The sequence below is a fragment of the Ewingella americana genome (assembly GCF_006438725.1).
GTDB lineage: Bacteria > Pseudomonadota > Gammaproteobacteria > Enterobacterales > Enterobacteriaceae > Ewingella > Ewingella americana_A.
Genome location: NZ_RCZD01000024.1, coordinates 1 through 15115, shown reverse-complemented (window position 1 = coordinate 15115; position 15115 = coordinate 1). Strand labels below are relative to the sequence as shown.

Here is a 15115-nt window from a genome sequence, read left to right as displayed (position 1 = left end):
GCTCCCGTCGGGTTAGACCTGTTAGGCACCTGCTGTCTATTGCTAAACAGGCAGGTGCCCCTGTGATCAGTGCGAATTCGAGTACTTACTCGTCTTCCAGCTCGATGTTAATACCCAGAGAGCGGATCTCTTTCAACAATACGTTGAAGGATTCCGGCATGCCTGGTTCCATCCGGTGATCGCCATCCACAATGTTTTTATACATCTTGGTACGGCCGTTCACGTCATCGGATTTAACAGTCAGCATTTCCTGCAGGGTATACGCAGCACCGTATGCTTCCAGTGCCCACACTTCCATCTCACCGAAGCGCTGACCACCGAACTGAGCTTTACCACCCAGCGGCTGCTGAGTAACAAGGCTGTAAGAACCGGTAGAACGCGCATGCATCTTATCGTCAACCAGGTGGTTCAGTTTCAGCATGTACATGTAGCCGACGGTAACCTGACGCTCAAATTGCTCGCCGGTACGGCCGTCAAACAGTGTGATCTGGCCAGAGGTTGGGACACCGCCCATTTCAAGCAGTTGCTTGATCTCTGTCTCTTTCGCACCATCGAAGACTGGCGTTGCGATTGGCATGCCTTTCTTCAGGTTTTCAGCCAGACGCAGAACTTCGTCGTCGGTGAAGGTGCTCAGATCAACTTTTTGACGGACATCGTCGCCCAGATCATAGGCTTTCTGGATGAACTCGCGCAGCTTGGAAACTTCTTCATGTTTCTTCAGCATCGCATTGATTTTTTCACCAATGCCTTTCGCGGCCATACCCAAGTGGGTTTCCAGAATCTGACCAATGTTCATACGGGATGGAACGCCCAGCGGGTTCAGTACGATGTCTACCGGCGTACCGTTTTCATCGTAAGGCATATCTTCGATCGGGTTGATCTTGGAGATAACACCTTTGTTACCGTGACGACCAGCCATTTTGTCACCAGGTTGAATCTGACGTTTAACGGCCAGATACACTTTAACGATTTTCAGCACGCCGGGTGCCAGGTCATCGCCCTGAGTGATTTTACGACGCTTCGCTTCGAGTTTTTTCTCAAACACGGTTTTCAGTTCGTCGTACTGTTCGGCCAGCTGTTCCAACTGGTTTTGTTTGTCTTCGTCGGTCAGCGACAGCTCAAGCCAACGATCGCGCGGCAATTTGCCAAGCTTATCGGCTTCAACACCGCCAGCAACCAGAGCAGACTGGATACGTGCAAACAGACCGGCTTCCAGGATCTGCAACTCTTCAGTCAGGTCTTTCTTAGCCTGCTTCAGCTGCATCTCTTCGATTTCCAACGCACGCTTGTCTTTTTCCACGCCATCGCGGGTGAAGACCTGCACGTCGATAACCGTACCGGAAACGCCGTTTGGAACACGCAGAGAAGAGTCTTTAACGTCAGACGCTTTCTCACCGAAGATCGCACGCAGCAGTTTCTCTTCTGGCGTCAGTTGGGTTTCGCCTTTAGGCGTTACCTTACCAACCAGAATATCGCCACCCGTCACTTCAGCACCGATATACACGATACCGGATTCATCCAATTTAGAGAGCGCCGCTTCACCCACGTTAGGGATGTCGGCAGTGATCTCTTCAGGCCCTAACTTGGTGTCACGGGACACACATGCCAGTTCCTGGATATGGATGGTAGTGAAGCGATCTTCCTGAACCACACGCTCGGAGACCAAGATGGAGTCTTCGAAGTTGTAACCGTTCCAAGGCATGAACGCGACACGCATGTTCTGACCCAGTGCCAGTTCGCCCAGATCTGTTGACGGACCATCAGCCAGCACGTCGCCGCGCTCGATTGGCTCGCCCAGATTTACACACGGCATCTGGTTGATGCAGGTGTTCTGGTTAGAACGGGTGTACTTAGTCAGGTTATAAATGTCGATACCTGCTTCGCCCGGATTCATCTCTTCTTCGTTAACACGAATAACGATACGAGATGCATCCACGTACTGAACAGTACCGCCACGTTTGGCTACGGCAGTAACACCGGAGTCAACCGCTACAGCACGTTCCATACCGGTACCAACCAGCGGCTTGTCAGCGCGCAAAGTAGGTACAGCCTGACGTTGCATGTTCGCACCCATCAATGCACGGTTGGCGTCATCGTGTTCCAGGAATGGAATCAGAGAAGCACCAACGGATACGATCTGCTGGGTAGATACGTCCATGTAGTCAACCTGGTCGCGGCTGAACAGGCTTGATTCGCCTTTGCTACGACAAGTGACTAAGTCTTCCAGGAAGCGGCCTTCGTCGTCCAGGTTGGAGTTCGCCTGAGCGATAACGAAGTTGCCTTCTTCAATGGCAGACAGGTAGTTAATTTCATCGGTAACCATACCTTCACGCACACGGCGGTAAGGGGTTTCCAGGAAACCATACTCATTGGTCTGTGCATACACAGACAAGGAGTTGATCAGACCGATGTTTGGACCTTCTGGCGTTTCGATTGGACATACACGACCGTAGTGAGTCGGGTGGACGTCTCGAACTTCAAAGCCAGCACGTTCACGGGTCAAACCGCCCGGGCCCAATGCAGAGATACGGCGCTTGTGCGTGATCTCAGACAACGGGTTGTTCTGGTCCATAAATTGTGACAGCTGGCTTGAGCCGAAGAACTCTTTCACCGCAGCCGAAATCGGCTTAGCGTTGATCATGTCCTGAGGCATCAGTGTATCAAGGTCGCCAAGAGACAGACGCTCTTTAACGGCACGCTCAACACGAACCAAACCTACACGGAATTGGTTTTCAGCCATTTCGCCGACAGAACGAATACGACGGTTGCCCAAGTGGTCGATATCATCCACTTCGCCCTGGCCGTTACGAATGCCGATCAGCTTTCTCATTACCTGAGTGATGTCATCTTTGCTCAGGATACCTGAACCTTCGATTTCATCACGCAGCAGAGAACGGTTGAACTTCATACGGCCAACAGCGGACAGGTCGTAACGATCTTCAGAGAAGAACAAGTTCTCAAACAGGCTTTCAGCAGCTTCGCGAGTTGGCGGCTCACCAGGACGCATCATGCGGTAGATCTCAACCAATGCGCTCAAACGATCGCTGGTTGGGTCGACGCGGATGGTCTCGGACATGTACGCGCCATGATCGAGATCGTTGGTGAACAGCGTTTCAATCGTTTTGTGTCCGGCCTGGCTCAATTTAGCCAGTAAATCCAGAGACAATTCCATGTTCGCAGGAACAATCAGCTCACCGGTATTAGTGTCGATGTAGTCTTTAGCAACTACTTTTCCTGCGATGTATTCAACAGGAACTTCGATGCGCTGAATGTCGTCTTTTTCAAGCTGACGAATATGGCGAGCAGTGATACGGCGGCCTTTTTCGATATAGACTTTGCCGTCAGCTTCGATATCAAACGAGGCTGTTTCACCACGCAGGCGCTCAGGTACCAGTTCCATCTGCAACTTGTTGTCGCGGATCTGGTAAGTCACCTTTTCAAAGAACAGGTCAAGGATCTGCTCAGTGGTATAGCTTAATGCACGCAGGATGATGGTCGCTGGCAATTTGCGGCGACGGTCAATACGCACAAACAGGTTGTCTTTCGGGTCGAACTCGAAATCTAACCACGAACCGCGATAAGGAATGATACGTGCGTTGTACAGCACTTTACCCGATGAATGGGTTTTACCCTTATCACTGTCGAAGAATACGCCTGGACTACGGTGCAGCTGAGATACGATAACCCTCTCAGTACCGTTAATCACAAAGGTACCATTTTCGGTCATGAGCGGAATTTCGCCCATATAGACTTCTTGTTCCTTGATGTCTTTGACCGTACCTTCTGGCGCTTCACGCTCGTAGATAACCAGACGCAGTTTCACACGCAATGGCGCGGAGAAAGTTACACCACGGATCTGGCATTCTTTAACGTCAAATACTGGCTCACCAAGACGGTAGCTAACGTATTGCAGCTCAGAATTACCGCTGTAGCTTTTGATTGGAAATACAGAACGGAATGCAGCTTCCAAACCGTGCTGGCCTTCCGGATCTTGCTCGATAAACTTCTGGAACGAGTCAAGCTGGATAGAAAGGAGAAAGGGAATGTCCAAGACTTGTGGACGTTTACCAAAATCCTTACGAATGCGTTTTTTCTCGGTATAGGAGTAAACCATAGGGTTCCTCAGCTCGCTGATCAGTGACCCAATCTTGTCTGCCCTGAGAAGGACAGTTCATGCAACACCGTTTATGTCGACCGGAAAGCAGAAACGCTTTCCGCAATATCTGTTTCTATCACTCTTAAATCATTTCGTTGTGCATTATCTATGGATGAGCCATAGCAAGCGGCAGCAATATATTAAGGCGTATCAAGAAGAGATATTAGAGTAGTTCAGTGCTCAAACAGTGTGAAACACCACTGACACTCTATAGCGCAAAAAGGCTGGTGACTAAAAAGTCACCAGCCATCAGTCTGTTAGGACAGACTGCACTCCAGGAAGTTAAACTTACTTAACTTCAACAGAAGCACCAGCTTCTTCCAGAGATTTTTTCAGTGCTTCAGCGTCGTCTTTGCTGATGCCTTCTTTCAGAGCTGCCGGAGCAGACTCTACCAGGTCTTTAGCTTCTTTCAGACCCAGGCCAGTTGCGGTACGAACTGCTTTGATAACAGCAACTTTGTTCGCGCCAACAGCAGCAAGAATAACGTCGAATTCAGTTTTTTCTTCAACAGCTTCAGCAGCAGCAGCAGGACCTGCAACAGCAGCAGCAGCAGAAACGCCGAATTTCTCTTCCATAGCGGAGATCAGTTCAACGATTTCCATTACAGACAGAGCTGCAACGCCTTCAATGATTTGTTCTTTAGTGATTGACATTTCAAGTGTTCCTAAAATTCAGAAATAGTTTATACGAAAGCAAATAAACGAGAAAAGAAAGACTGCTTAAGCAGCTTCTTTCTGATCGCGTACTGCAGCCAGAGTGCGAACCAATTTGCCAGCAGCGGCTTCTTTCATGGTTGCCATCAGGCGTGCGATTGCTTCATCGTAAGTAGGCAGAGTTGCCAAGCGGTCAATTTGAGCCGCAGAGATAAACTCACCTTCAAAGGCCGCAGCTTTAACCTCAAATTTTGCATTCGCTTTTGCGAAATCTTTGAACAAACGGGCAGCAGCGCCTGGGTGCTCAGAAGAAAATGCAATCAAGGTTGGACCAACAAACGTGTCTTTCAGGCACTCAAACTGAGTACCTTCAACGACGCGGCGCATCAAGGTGTTGCGAACAACACGCATGTAAACGCCAGCTTCACGACCTGCTTTACGCAGTTCAGTCATTTTATCTACAGTTACGCCACGGGAATCCGCAACAACCGCAGACAGCGCGCCTTTGGCTACTTCCATGACTTCAGCAACAATCGCTTGTTTGTCTTGAAGATTTAATGCCATTAGCTTTTTGCTCCTGGATTTAGCCGGGGAAAATCCCCGGAACTCACATCGCTTGTTACCGAGATCGATATCAAGCGTTCAAACACGGTGAGCAGAGAATCCAGCAAAGACTATTCTTGTTCTTTATTACAAATAACAAAGAAAAATTTTCTTCAGGCTCTGTCACCGTCTACGCAGGAAAAATTAAGTCCCTTTCGGGCCACCTGCGGTCTTGGACGGAGGCCTGGATAGGCCAGGCTCCAACCGAAAAATCTTGGTTTCGCGTTAACGAAACAACGGGCCATAGATTCTAGACAAATCTACCGCCCGCGTAAAGCGATAAAAGCAGGTAGCAAATTACAGAGCTACTGCGTTCAGGCCGCTTTGATCAATAGAAACACCTGCGCCCATGGTAGTGGACAGAGTTACTTTCTTGATGAAAACGCCTTTAGCCTGAGAAGGCTTCGCTTTTTTCAGAGCAACCAACAGAGCTTCCAGGTTTTCTTTCAGCTTGTCGGATTCGAAATCAACCTTACCAATAGTGGTATGGATGATACCGTTTTTGTCGTTACGATAACGAACCTGACCTGCTTTAGCATTCTTAACAGCTTCAGCAACGTTAGGGGTTACAGTACCAACTTTCGGGTTAGGCATCAGGCCGCGTGGGCCCAGAACCTGACCTAATTGACCTACAACGCGCATTGCATCCGGGGAAGCAATAACAACGTCAAAGTTCATTTCGCCTTTCTTAATCTGGTCAGCCAGATCTTCCATACCTACCAGCTCAGCGCCTGCAGCTTTAGCAGCTTCAGCGTTTGCACCTTGGGCGAAGACGGCAACGCGAACAGAACGACCGGTGCCGTTAGGCAGAACGGTAGCACCACGAACGTTTTGATCAGATTTACGTGCATCGATACCGAGGTTAACGGCAACGTCTACACTTTCAACGAATTTAGCGGTGGCCAGCTCTTTGAGCAGTGCAACAGCTTCGTTGATGTCATATTGTTTAGTAACATCAACTTTGTCACGGATCACGCGCATGCGCTTGGTCAGCTTAGCCATTTATTAATCCTCCACTACCAGGCCCATGGAACGAGCAGTACCTTCGATGGAGCGCGCCATGGCTTCCACGTCAGAACCAGTCATGTCCGCAGCTTTGGTTTCTGCGATTTCACGAACCTGAGCAGTCGTTACTTTACCTACTTTGTCTTTGTTCGGCTTGCCGGAACCAGACTTGATACCAGCCGCTTTCTTCAGCAATACAGCTGCTGGAGGCGTTTTGGTAACGAAGGTGAAAGAACGGTCAGAGTAAACGGTAATTACAACAGGGATCGGCAGGCCTTTCTCAACGCTTTCAGTCTTAGCGTTGAATGCCTTACAGAATTCCATGATGTTCACGCCTTGTTGACCCAATGCTGGACCAACTGGCGGACTTGGATTTGCCATACCAGCTGCAACTTGCAGCTTAACGTAGGCTTGTACTTTCTTGGCCATGGTAAATATCCTCGTTTGGGTGATATCGCCTGTTTGAAGAGGCTCCCCGTTATTTGCAGTACTTTCTTCTTTATGTTTTACCTGCAGAGGCTGCACATAAAAACAAAAGGCGCGAAATTATAATTTAATTTCGCGCCTTGCACAACATCTGTTCGAATGGATATTGAAAGAGTTGTTAACCTTTCTCTACCTGACCGAAATCCAACTCGACGGGTGTAGCACGCCCGAAGATAGAAACGGACACTTTAAGACGGCTTTTCTCGTAATCCACTTCTTCAACAACACCGTTGAAGTCAGCGAATGGACCGTCATTAACACGGACCAGCTCACCCGGCTCAAACAGAGTCTTAGGACGTGGCTTATCACCGGCTTGTTGCAGGCGGTTCATGATAGCGTCGACTTCTTTATCGCTGATTGGTGCAGGACGGTCAGAAGTACCGCCGATGAAGCCCATCACGCGAGGAACGCTACGCACTAAGTGCCAGCTGGCATCATTCATCACCATTTGAACCAGCACATAACCTGGGAAGAATTTGCGTTCGCTTTTACGACGTTGACCACCACGGATTTCAACCACTTCTTCCGTAGGAACCATCACCTCGCCGAACAGCTCTTCCATGTCGTGCAATTTGATGTGCTCACGTAGCGATTGCGCTACGCGGCCTTCAAAGCCGGAAAACGCCTGAACGACGTACCAACGTTTTTTAGGTGCTTCAGACATTTAGAACCTCAAGCCAGTAATAAAAGATACCAGGCGGACCAGAATACCATCCAGCCCCCACAGAATCAGTGACATGACGGCAGTTACCGCAGCAACGATCAGTGTGGTATGCAATGTTTCCTGGCGTGTAGGCCAAATTACTTTACGTACTTCAGTACGCGCTTCGCGCGCAAATGCTACTGTCGCTTTGCCTTTAGCCGTCAATAATGCCACTGCACCTGCAATCGCAATCACAACAACCACTGCCAGCGCACGTAACGGCAGGCTGTATGCACGGTAATAATAGTTACCGACAATAGCTACGACCAACAAAACGGCAACAACTACCCACTTTACCGCTTCCAGGCCGCGCCCGCTCCCTTGAGCCTCGGTATTCGCACTCATAAACCAACCCGTCACAATGATTCAGAACAAACAACTTTGCCTCGCATCGCGAGGCAAACCAAACCGATCGATGCTCTACAGTGAGCGCAACTCGGTGTTTTACGCTATATCTCAGAGCCTATCTCACCAATGATTATGACGTATAAATCGCTGATGAGATAGGTTCTAGCGCCACAGCGTAGAAAAGGGCATCGAATGATGCCCTTTTAGTGTCTATTGCGTCAACGTAAAGTGACAAAAAATTATCAGCGATTAAGCGATAACTTTAGCAACAACACCTGCACCTACGGTACGGCCACCTTCACGGATTGCGAAACGCAAACCATCATCCATCGCGATTGGATGGATCAGGGTCACTACCATGTTGATGTTATCACCTGGCATTACCATCTCTACGCCTTCTGGCAGTTCGATGGTACCTGTCACGTCAGTTGTACGGAAGTAGAACTGTGGACGGTAGCCTTTGAAGAACGGAGTATGACGGCCGCCTTCATCTTTGCTCAAAATATAAACTTCTGAGTCAAAGGTGGTGTGRGGTTTGATTGAACCTGGTTTAGCCAGAACCTGACCACGTTCGATGTCTTCACGTTTGATACCACGCAGCAGTACACCAACGTTCTCGCCTGCACGACCTTCGTCAAGCAGTTTACGGAACATTTCAACGCCGGTACAAGTAGACTTAACAGTATCTTTGATACCGACGATTTCTACTTCTTCGCCCACTTTCACGATCCCGCGTTCTACACGACCAGTCACTACGGTACCGCGACCAGAGATGGAGAATACGTCTTCGATTGGCAGCAGGAATGGCTTGTCGATAGCACGTTCTGGTTNGGTTTGATTGAACCTGGTTTAGCCAGAACCTGACCACGTTCGATGTCTTCACGTTTGATACCACGCAGCAGTACACCAACGTTCTCGCCTGCACGACCTTCGTCAAGCAGTTTACGGAACATTTCAACGCCGGTACAAGTAGACTTAACAGTATCTTTGATACCGACGATTTCTACTTCTTCGCCCACTTTCACGATCCCGCGTTCTACACGACCAGTCACTACGGTACCGCGACCAGAGATGGAGAATACGTCTTCGATTGGCAGCAGGAATGGCTTGTCGATAGCACGTTCTGGTTCTGGGATGTAGCTATCCAGGAAACCAGCCAGTTCGAGGATTTTAGCTTCCCACTCTGGTACGCCTTCCAGTGCTTTCAGCGCTGAACCTTTAACCACTGGGATGTCGTCGCCTGGGAAATCGTAAGCAGTAAGAAGTTCACGAACTTCCATCTCTACCAGTTCCAGCAACTCTTCGTCATCTACCATGTCGCATTTGTTCATGAATACGATCATGTATGGAACGCCAACCTGGCGACCCAGCAGGATGTGCTCACGGGTCTGTGGCATCGGGCCATCAGTCGCAGCAACAACCAGAATAGCGCCGTCCATCTGAGCAGCACCGGTGATCATGTTTTTCACATAGTCGGCGTGTCCTGGGCAGTCTACGTGCGCGTAGTGGCGAGCTGGGGTGTCATATTCAACGTGAGAAGTGTTGATGGTGATACCACGAGCTTTTTCTTCTGGTGCGTTATCGATCTGATCGAATGCACGAGCAGAACCACCGTAGGTTTTAGCCAGAACGGTAGTGATTGCAGCAGTCAGGGTAGTTTTACCGTGGTCAACGTGGCCGATAGTACCAACGTTAACGTGCGGTTTTGTACGTTCAAANCCAGAATAGCGCCGTCCATCTGAGCAGCACCGGTGATCATGTTTTTCACATAGTCGGCGTGTCCTGGGCAGTCTACGTGCGCGTAGTGGCGAGCTGGGGTGTCATATTCAACGTGAGAAGTGTTGATGGTGATACCACGAGCTTTTTCTTCTGGTGCGTTATCGATCTGATCGAATGCACGAGCAGAACCACCGTAGGTTTTAGCCAGAACGGTAGTGATTGCAGCAGTCAGGGTAGTTTTACCGTGGTCAACGTGGCCGATAGTACCAACGTTAACGTGCGGTTTTGTACGTTCAAACTTTTCTTTAGACATCGATTGTCCCTCTAAGACACGGTTAAATCGGTGGTATCACCACATCAACCAAGCATTTGCTTGACGAATTAGTTTACAGAAAGAAAATCAGGAGGGAGGATTTTGAAGTGGTGCTGATAGGCAGATTCGAACTGCCGACCTCACCCTTACCAAGGGTGCGCTCTACCAACTGAGCTATATCAGCACATACTTGGAGCGGGCAGTGGGAATCGAACCCACATCATCAGCTTGGAAGGCTGAGGTAATAGCCATTATACGATGCCCGCATCCTGGAACTCGGCTACCTAATTGTTCTGAAGAACTCGAAGACGGGGGATAAGGAAATGAGACACTTAAACCTCACCTTCACTTACAACGTATTCTTACATTGTAAGTTGCCTTATTGCTAAGGCTCGTTTGGTGGTGGGGGAAGGATTCGAACCTTCGAAGTCGATGACGGCAGATTTACAGTCTGCTCCCTTTGGCCGCTCGGGAACCCCACCTAATTTTAAGTACTTGAATGGTGCCGGCACCAAGAGTCGAACTCGGGACCTACTGATTACAAGTCAGTTGCTCTACCAACTGAGCTATGCCGGCATCAAGTGCTGCGCATTCTAGGGAGACTTGGCGGGGTATGCAACAAAAAAATCGCGTCTTTTTCTCTATCGCTCATGTTTTATGCAAAAAATAATAATAACGACGTTTTAGGACCTAAAAAAGACTAAACATTGTGCAAATCGATGCACTCGCTATTCCACCTCAAGCGGACAATCTTCCACAGCCTCCCGTTTAACACCTCCTTAAAATCTACCTGAACCAGAGCGATGCCTAAAAACATTTAATTTGCACCACGATTGTTGATAGGCACCATTTGAGTGCGTGATTTTTCATGCCCCTGCAAACTATCCCAGCCAATGAGGTCAATTTACACATGGCTTACTTCTTGCAGGATCACATTCGCCTGGTTTTTAGGCCCGCAGTCATCACGCTACAGAGGAAGAAGTCTATGAAAGTTGTTCTGTTGAATGCTGCTACCCTGCCCATTTATCAATATGAGCTCGCTTCCCTCTTAATTGGTGCGATTGAACAAGGTGCGCCAATGGGATTTGAGCAACCCCTTTCATCGCAGATGGCTGAAAACTTCTTCCACGACCTCAGGCCACAGATTAATTCGCAACTCTTGATGTTGTGGATAGCAAGGGACAGTCACGGGGTGGTGGGCACGGTGCAATTAAAGATGGACAATGCGGCAGATCAAACGCTGTCAGGTTCAGTGACAACTTTGCTTGTCCATCCCAAAGCAAGACGCTCAGGGATCGCCAGGAAAATGATGCGCGAGCTGGAGGAAACAGCGTTAGACCTGCGTTGTGACATGCTGTCATCCGACCTTCAGTCTGGTACTGGAGCTGAATCATTCTACCGCGCCCAGGGATACCGATGCCGCAGTTCGGTAGTACAGAATTCCCGCTCAGATGTAGTGTATTACAAACCACTAAGATAGCCCTTTCTCTCTACACAATGCCCGTTCCATTGGGCAATCCTAAATTCGTTTAAGAGGAAAGACGATTTCATAAGTTTCTTAAATAATTTTTAACTCAATCAAAGAAATCGTTAAGTTATGAGAAAAATGTCTACGGCGAAAACGAAGCTGTCTATAATAGGCGGCTGGTTTACTGTCTGGACTTGGCGTGCGGCGCCTTTCCTGACCTGCGCTAACAGGCAGACTTTAACTTATGAAAAAAAGAGACTCATCTTTGGCAACCCCTTACCTACAGTTCGACAGAGCTCAGTGGGCAGCCCTACGTGACTCAGTTCCGCTAACGCTCAAAGAAGCGGAAATCGTGAAACTCAAAGGTATCAATGAGGACCTGTCACTTGAGGAAGTAGCACAAATCTATCTGCCGCTTTCACGCCTTCTCAATTTTTACATCAGTTCCAATCTTCGCCGTCAGGCCGTATTAGAACAATTCCTGGGAACTGACGGTCAGAAAATTCCTTACGTGATTGGTATTGCAGGCAGTGTAGCTGTAGGCAAAAGTACGACTGCGCGTGTCTTACAAGCACTACTTAGCCGCTGGCCAGAACACAGAACCGTCGAGCTGATCACAACAGATGGATTCTTGTATCCCAATAAAACGCTTCAGGAGCGTGGGATCATGAAGAAGAAGGGATTCCCACAATCTTACGACATGCACCAATTGGTCAATTTCGTTTCCGAGGTAAAGTCGGGGGCCAGAAGCGTAAAAGCGCCCGTCTACTCACATCTTATTTACGATGTCATCCCCGACGGAAATAAAGTCATAGAACAACCCGACATTCTTATTCTCGAAGGATTGAATGTCTTACAAAGTGGAATGGATTACCCACACGATCCTCATCGCGTATTTGTGTCTGACTTTGTTGATTTCTCTATATATGTGGATGCACCGGAAGACTTATTACAAAGCTGGTATATAAACCGCTTCCTTAAATTCCGTCAGGGTGCATTCTCGGATCCAGATTCATATTTCCACCACTATGCGAAGCTTCCCGAAGAAGAAGCGGTAAATATAGCTACGCAATTGTGGACCGAAATTAATGGATTGAATTTAAAAGAAAATATTCTCCCCACCCGAGAAAGAGCAAGTCTGATCATGACGAAGAGCGCTAACCATGCGGTTGAAAATGTCAGATTGAGGAAGTAGTTTAAGGAGGGAGCTATCCCTCCTTTATTATTATCAGAGTCCGCGAAGGGATATTTCCCCGCCGATAAATGATTTAATTAGCCCATCTTGTTCCAGCAATAATGCACCTTGCTGATCAATCCCGCGCTCGATACCGTGAATTTCCTTTTCGCCTATTAACAACTTAACGGGACGGTCGAGGAAATTATCCAACTTGCGCCAGCGAGTAATAAACGGGGCTAACCCTTCTACTTCAAATTGGCGCAGTGCGGAACGCAACTCTTGCAATAAGGTGGCGGTTAACTGGTTGCGATCGATGTTCACACCGGCTTCTTGCAAATTAATCCAGCCTTGATCAATAGAATCAGAGGCCGGCTCGCGCATCTTAAGATTGATGCCTGCACCTATGACTAAGTGAGCCGCATCGCCAGTCTTTCCGGTCAACTCCACTAAGATCCCCGCAAGCTTGCGGTCTTTCAGATAGAGATCATTAGGCCACTTTACGCGGACATCTTCTGCACCGAGCTTTTGCAGTACTTCAGCCATCACAATACCAATAACCAGGCTCAGGCCCATCGCAGCTGAGGGGCCCTGATCAAGCTTCCAGTACATTGAGAAGTATAAATTCGCGCCAAAAGGTGAGAACCATTTCCGCCCACGGCGGCCACGACCTGCCTGTTGATATTCCGCGACACACGCATCGCCGGAGGTGAGCTGAGTAATACGCTCAAGTAAATACTGATTAGTTGAATCAATAACAGGTAATACGTTCACCCGCCCTTCCGGTAAGGCGGCGAGGATTTTTCCTTCATCCAATAACTGGATTGGAGAAGGTAGGCTATAACCCTTCCCTGGAACGGTAAAAATGTCTAATCCCCAGTCTCTTATCGTCTGTATATGCTTATTGATTGCAGCACGACTCATACCCAGCTCCCCCCCTAACTGCTCACCGGAATGAAACTCGCCATCAGCCAGGATCGCAACAAGATGAAGCGGAACAGTGATATCTTTCATGATAGCGCCTCAACGGCATTGGTTTCGCCAAGGGAAGAAATGAAACGGACCTCGGGTTCTAACCAGACGGTAAAACGCCCGGCAACCGCATGACGAACATGTCTTGCCAATGCCTTAACATCATTGCCTGTTGCACCCTGTCTATTAATTAGCACTAATGCCTGCTGCTGGTGTACGGAGGCCCCACCCAGACAAAAACCTTTGAGATCCGCTTGCTCGATGAGCCAGCCTGCAGCAAGTTTTACCTGACCATCCGGCTGTGGGTAATAAGGCATAGACGGATACTGTTGTTTCAGCTTATCGGCAAGTGCAGCATCCACGATGGGGTTTTTGAAGAAACTGCCCGCATTACCAGTGACGGCAGGATCAGGAAGTTTGCTACGGCGCATCTGACACACGGAGTCGAATATTTCCTGAGGTGTGACACTGGAGGACTCAAGTTTGGTCAAATCCCCATAAGTGAGTTTAGGCTGCCAGTTTTTATTCAACTTTAGTCCTACCGCAATAATCGCATAGCCCTCGCGATAGGCATGTTTGAATACGCTCTCACGATACCCAAATTGACATTCGCTGGCAGTTAGGCGAATAACCTCACGTGTCTCCAGATTCATTACGTCAACATAATCACAAAGGCTCTGTAATTCGATACCGTAAGCACCAATATTCTGGATCGGGGCGGACCCGACACAACCAGGGATAAGTGCCAGGTTTTCCAAACCGGGAATATGATGTTCCAGGGTGAACACAACCAGCTGGTGCCAGTTTTCACCAGCCCCGACATGCAGTAGCCAGTCTTGTGTTCCTTCAGAGACATCAATACCTTTGATACGATTAAGAACCACTATCCCGTCAAAGTTTTCCAGGAAAAGGACATTGCTCCCCTCACCTAATAACAGAAATGGACGTTTGGCTTTTTGCGAATATACCCAGGCACTGGCCAACTCATCTGGGCTATGAGCTGTCATTACCTCGATAGCATCTGCGACGATGGCAAAGGTATTTAAAGCTTTTAAAGACGTGTCGTGGATCGACATAACCTGATCACTCATCCGTTACTTATTTACGCTCAGTTTAACCGATTCGATGACCTCTCGCGTCCAGAGTTTTGACGGCGTTACTGAGTGAAGCGGCCACTGGGCGAGCAAATTCGAATCACCAAAATCCCCATAGCAAAAAACCCCAGTCTTTCGACTGAGGTTTCTCACTTATTTGATGCCTGGCAGTTCCCTACTCTCGCATGGGGAGACCCCACACTACCATCGGCGCTACGGCGTTTCACTTCTGAGTTCGGCATGGGGTCAGGTGGGACCACCGCGCTAGTGCCGCCAGGCAAATTCTGTTTCATCCATACCGCACAACTTCATGATCGCTCACTCCATTACGCCATACGAACCAATCTCGGAACATCGCTGAAAATCAAACTTYATAGTCTCTCAGACTAAAAACACCTTTGGTGTTGTAAGGTTAAGCCT

Annotated in this window: 12 protein-coding genes, 4 tRNA genes, 1 rRNA gene and 3 pseudogenes; 2 read left to right on the top strand and 18 right to left on the bottom strand. The window is 48.7% G+C overall.

Annotated features, from left to right (window positions below; genetic code table 11):
- Positions 1-85: 85 nt before the first annotated feature.
- The 15 genes and pseudogenes from rpoB to EAH77_RS24565 all read right to left on the bottom strand — a co-directional run bounded on the left by rpoB (position 86) and on the right by EAH77_RS24565 (position 10563).
- A complete protein-coding gene (rpoB, locus tag EAH77_RS24630; RefSeq protein WP_140476046.1) occupies positions 86-4114 on the bottom strand; it encodes a DNA-directed RNA polymerase subunit beta in 4029 nt (1342 codons plus the stop codon).
- Between the two features lie 330 nt (positions 4115-4444).
- The gene (rplL, locus tag EAH77_RS24625) at positions 4445-4810 is read right to left on the bottom strand and encodes a 50S ribosomal protein L7/L12 (RefSeq protein ID WP_101080117.1); all 366 of its coding nucleotides are present in this window, start codon (positions 4808-4810) and stop codon (positions 4445-4447) included.
- Positions 4811-4876: 66 nt separating this feature from the next.
- Positions 4877-5374, bottom strand: coding sequence for a 50S ribosomal protein L10 (rplJ, locus tag EAH77_RS24620; RefSeq protein ID WP_034795004.1), 498 nt, complete (start codon positions 5372-5374; stop codon positions 4877-4879).
- 336 nt (positions 5375-5710) lie between these two features.
- Entirely contained in the window at positions 5711-6415 is a 705-nt protein-coding gene (gene rplA, locus EAH77_RS24615; protein ID WP_140476044.1) for a 50S ribosomal protein L1, read from the bottom strand.
- Between the two features lie 3 nt (positions 6416-6418).
- Positions 6419-6847, bottom strand: coding sequence for a 50S ribosomal protein L11 (gene rplK, locus EAH77_RS24610; RefSeq protein ID WP_034794998.1), 429 nt, complete (start codon positions 6845-6847; stop codon positions 6419-6421).
- Positions 6848-7022: 175 nt separating this feature from the next.
- A complete protein-coding gene (nusG, locus tag EAH77_RS24605) occupies positions 7023-7568 on the bottom strand; it encodes a transcription termination/antitermination protein NusG (protein ID WP_104924131.1) in 546 nt (181 codons plus the stop codon).
- Positions 7569-7952, bottom strand: a complete 384-nt coding sequence (secE, locus tag EAH77_RS24600; RefSeq protein ID WP_140476042.1) for a preprotein translocase subunit SecE — start codon at positions 7950-7952, stop codon at positions 7569-7571.
- 252 nt (positions 7953-8204) lie between these two features.
- Positions 8205-8486, bottom strand: a pseudogene (gene tuf, locus EAH77_RS25860) (elongation factor Tu); the annotation flags it as partial.
- Between the two features lie 81 nt (positions 8487-8567).
- A pseudogene (locus tag EAH77_RS25855) lies at positions 8568-8675 on the bottom strand (hypothetical protein); the annotation flags it as partial.
- Between the two features lie 113 nt (positions 8676-8788).
- Positions 8789-9637: pseudogene (gene tuf, locus EAH77_RS24590) on the bottom strand (elongation factor Tu); the annotation flags it as partial.
- Positions 9604-9987, bottom strand: coding sequence for a GTP-binding protein (locus EAH77_RS24585; RefSeq protein ID WP_431306789.1), 384 nt, complete (start codon positions 9985-9987; stop codon positions 9604-9606). The gene EAH77_RS24585 and the pseudogene tuf (EAH77_RS24590), both read right to left, overlap by 34 nt.
- Before the next feature lie 108 nt (positions 9988-10095).
- Positions 10096-10171 (bottom strand) — tRNA-Thr (locus tag EAH77_RS24580).
- Between the two features lie 7 nt (positions 10172-10178).
- A tRNA-Gly gene (locus tag EAH77_RS24575) sits at positions 10179-10253 on the bottom strand.
- Between the two features lie 131 nt (positions 10254-10384).
- Positions 10385-10469, bottom strand: a tRNA-Tyr gene (locus tag EAH77_RS24570).
- Positions 10470-10487: 18 nt separating this feature from the next.
- A tRNA-Thr gene (locus EAH77_RS24565) sits at positions 10488-10563 on the bottom strand.
- A 409-nt stretch (positions 10564-10972) separates the two neighbouring features.
- Here EAH77_RS24565 and EAH77_RS24560 point away from each other — a divergent pair.
- Together EAH77_RS24560 and coaA are read left to right on the top strand one after the other, a co-directional pair.
- Positions 10973-11467 (top strand): GNAT family N-acetyltransferase, encoded by a 495-nt coding sequence (locus tag EAH77_RS24560; RefSeq protein ID WP_140476038.1) that lies wholly within the window; start codon positions 10973-10975, stop codon positions 11465-11467.
- 232 nt (positions 11468-11699) lie between these two features.
- Entirely contained in the window at positions 11700-12650 is a 951-nt protein-coding gene (gene coaA / locus EAH77_RS24555) for a type I pantothenate kinase (protein ID WP_140476036.1), read from the top strand.
- Between the two features lie 33 nt (positions 12651-12683).
- Here the strand turns inward: coaA and birA are convergent, their stop codons facing one another.
- The 3 genes from birA to rrf all read right to left on the bottom strand — a co-directional run bounded on the left by birA (position 12684) and on the right by rrf (position 14973).
- Entirely contained in the window at positions 12684-13643 is a 960-nt protein-coding gene (birA, locus tag EAH77_RS24550; protein ID WP_140476034.1) for a bifunctional biotin--[acetyl-CoA-carboxylase] ligase/biotin operon repressor BirA, read from the bottom strand.
- Complete coding sequence (murB, locus tag EAH77_RS24545; RefSeq protein WP_140476080.1) at positions 13640-14677, bottom strand: UDP-N-acetylmuramate dehydrogenase; 1038 nt, start codon at positions 14675-14677, stop codon at positions 13640-13642. Before murB ends, birA begins: the two co-directional genes overlap by 4 nt.
- Before the next feature lie 180 nt (positions 14678-14857).
- Positions 14858-14973 (bottom strand): 5S ribosomal RNA (rrf, locus tag EAH77_RS24540).
- Positions 14974-15115 lie beyond the last annotated feature (142 nt).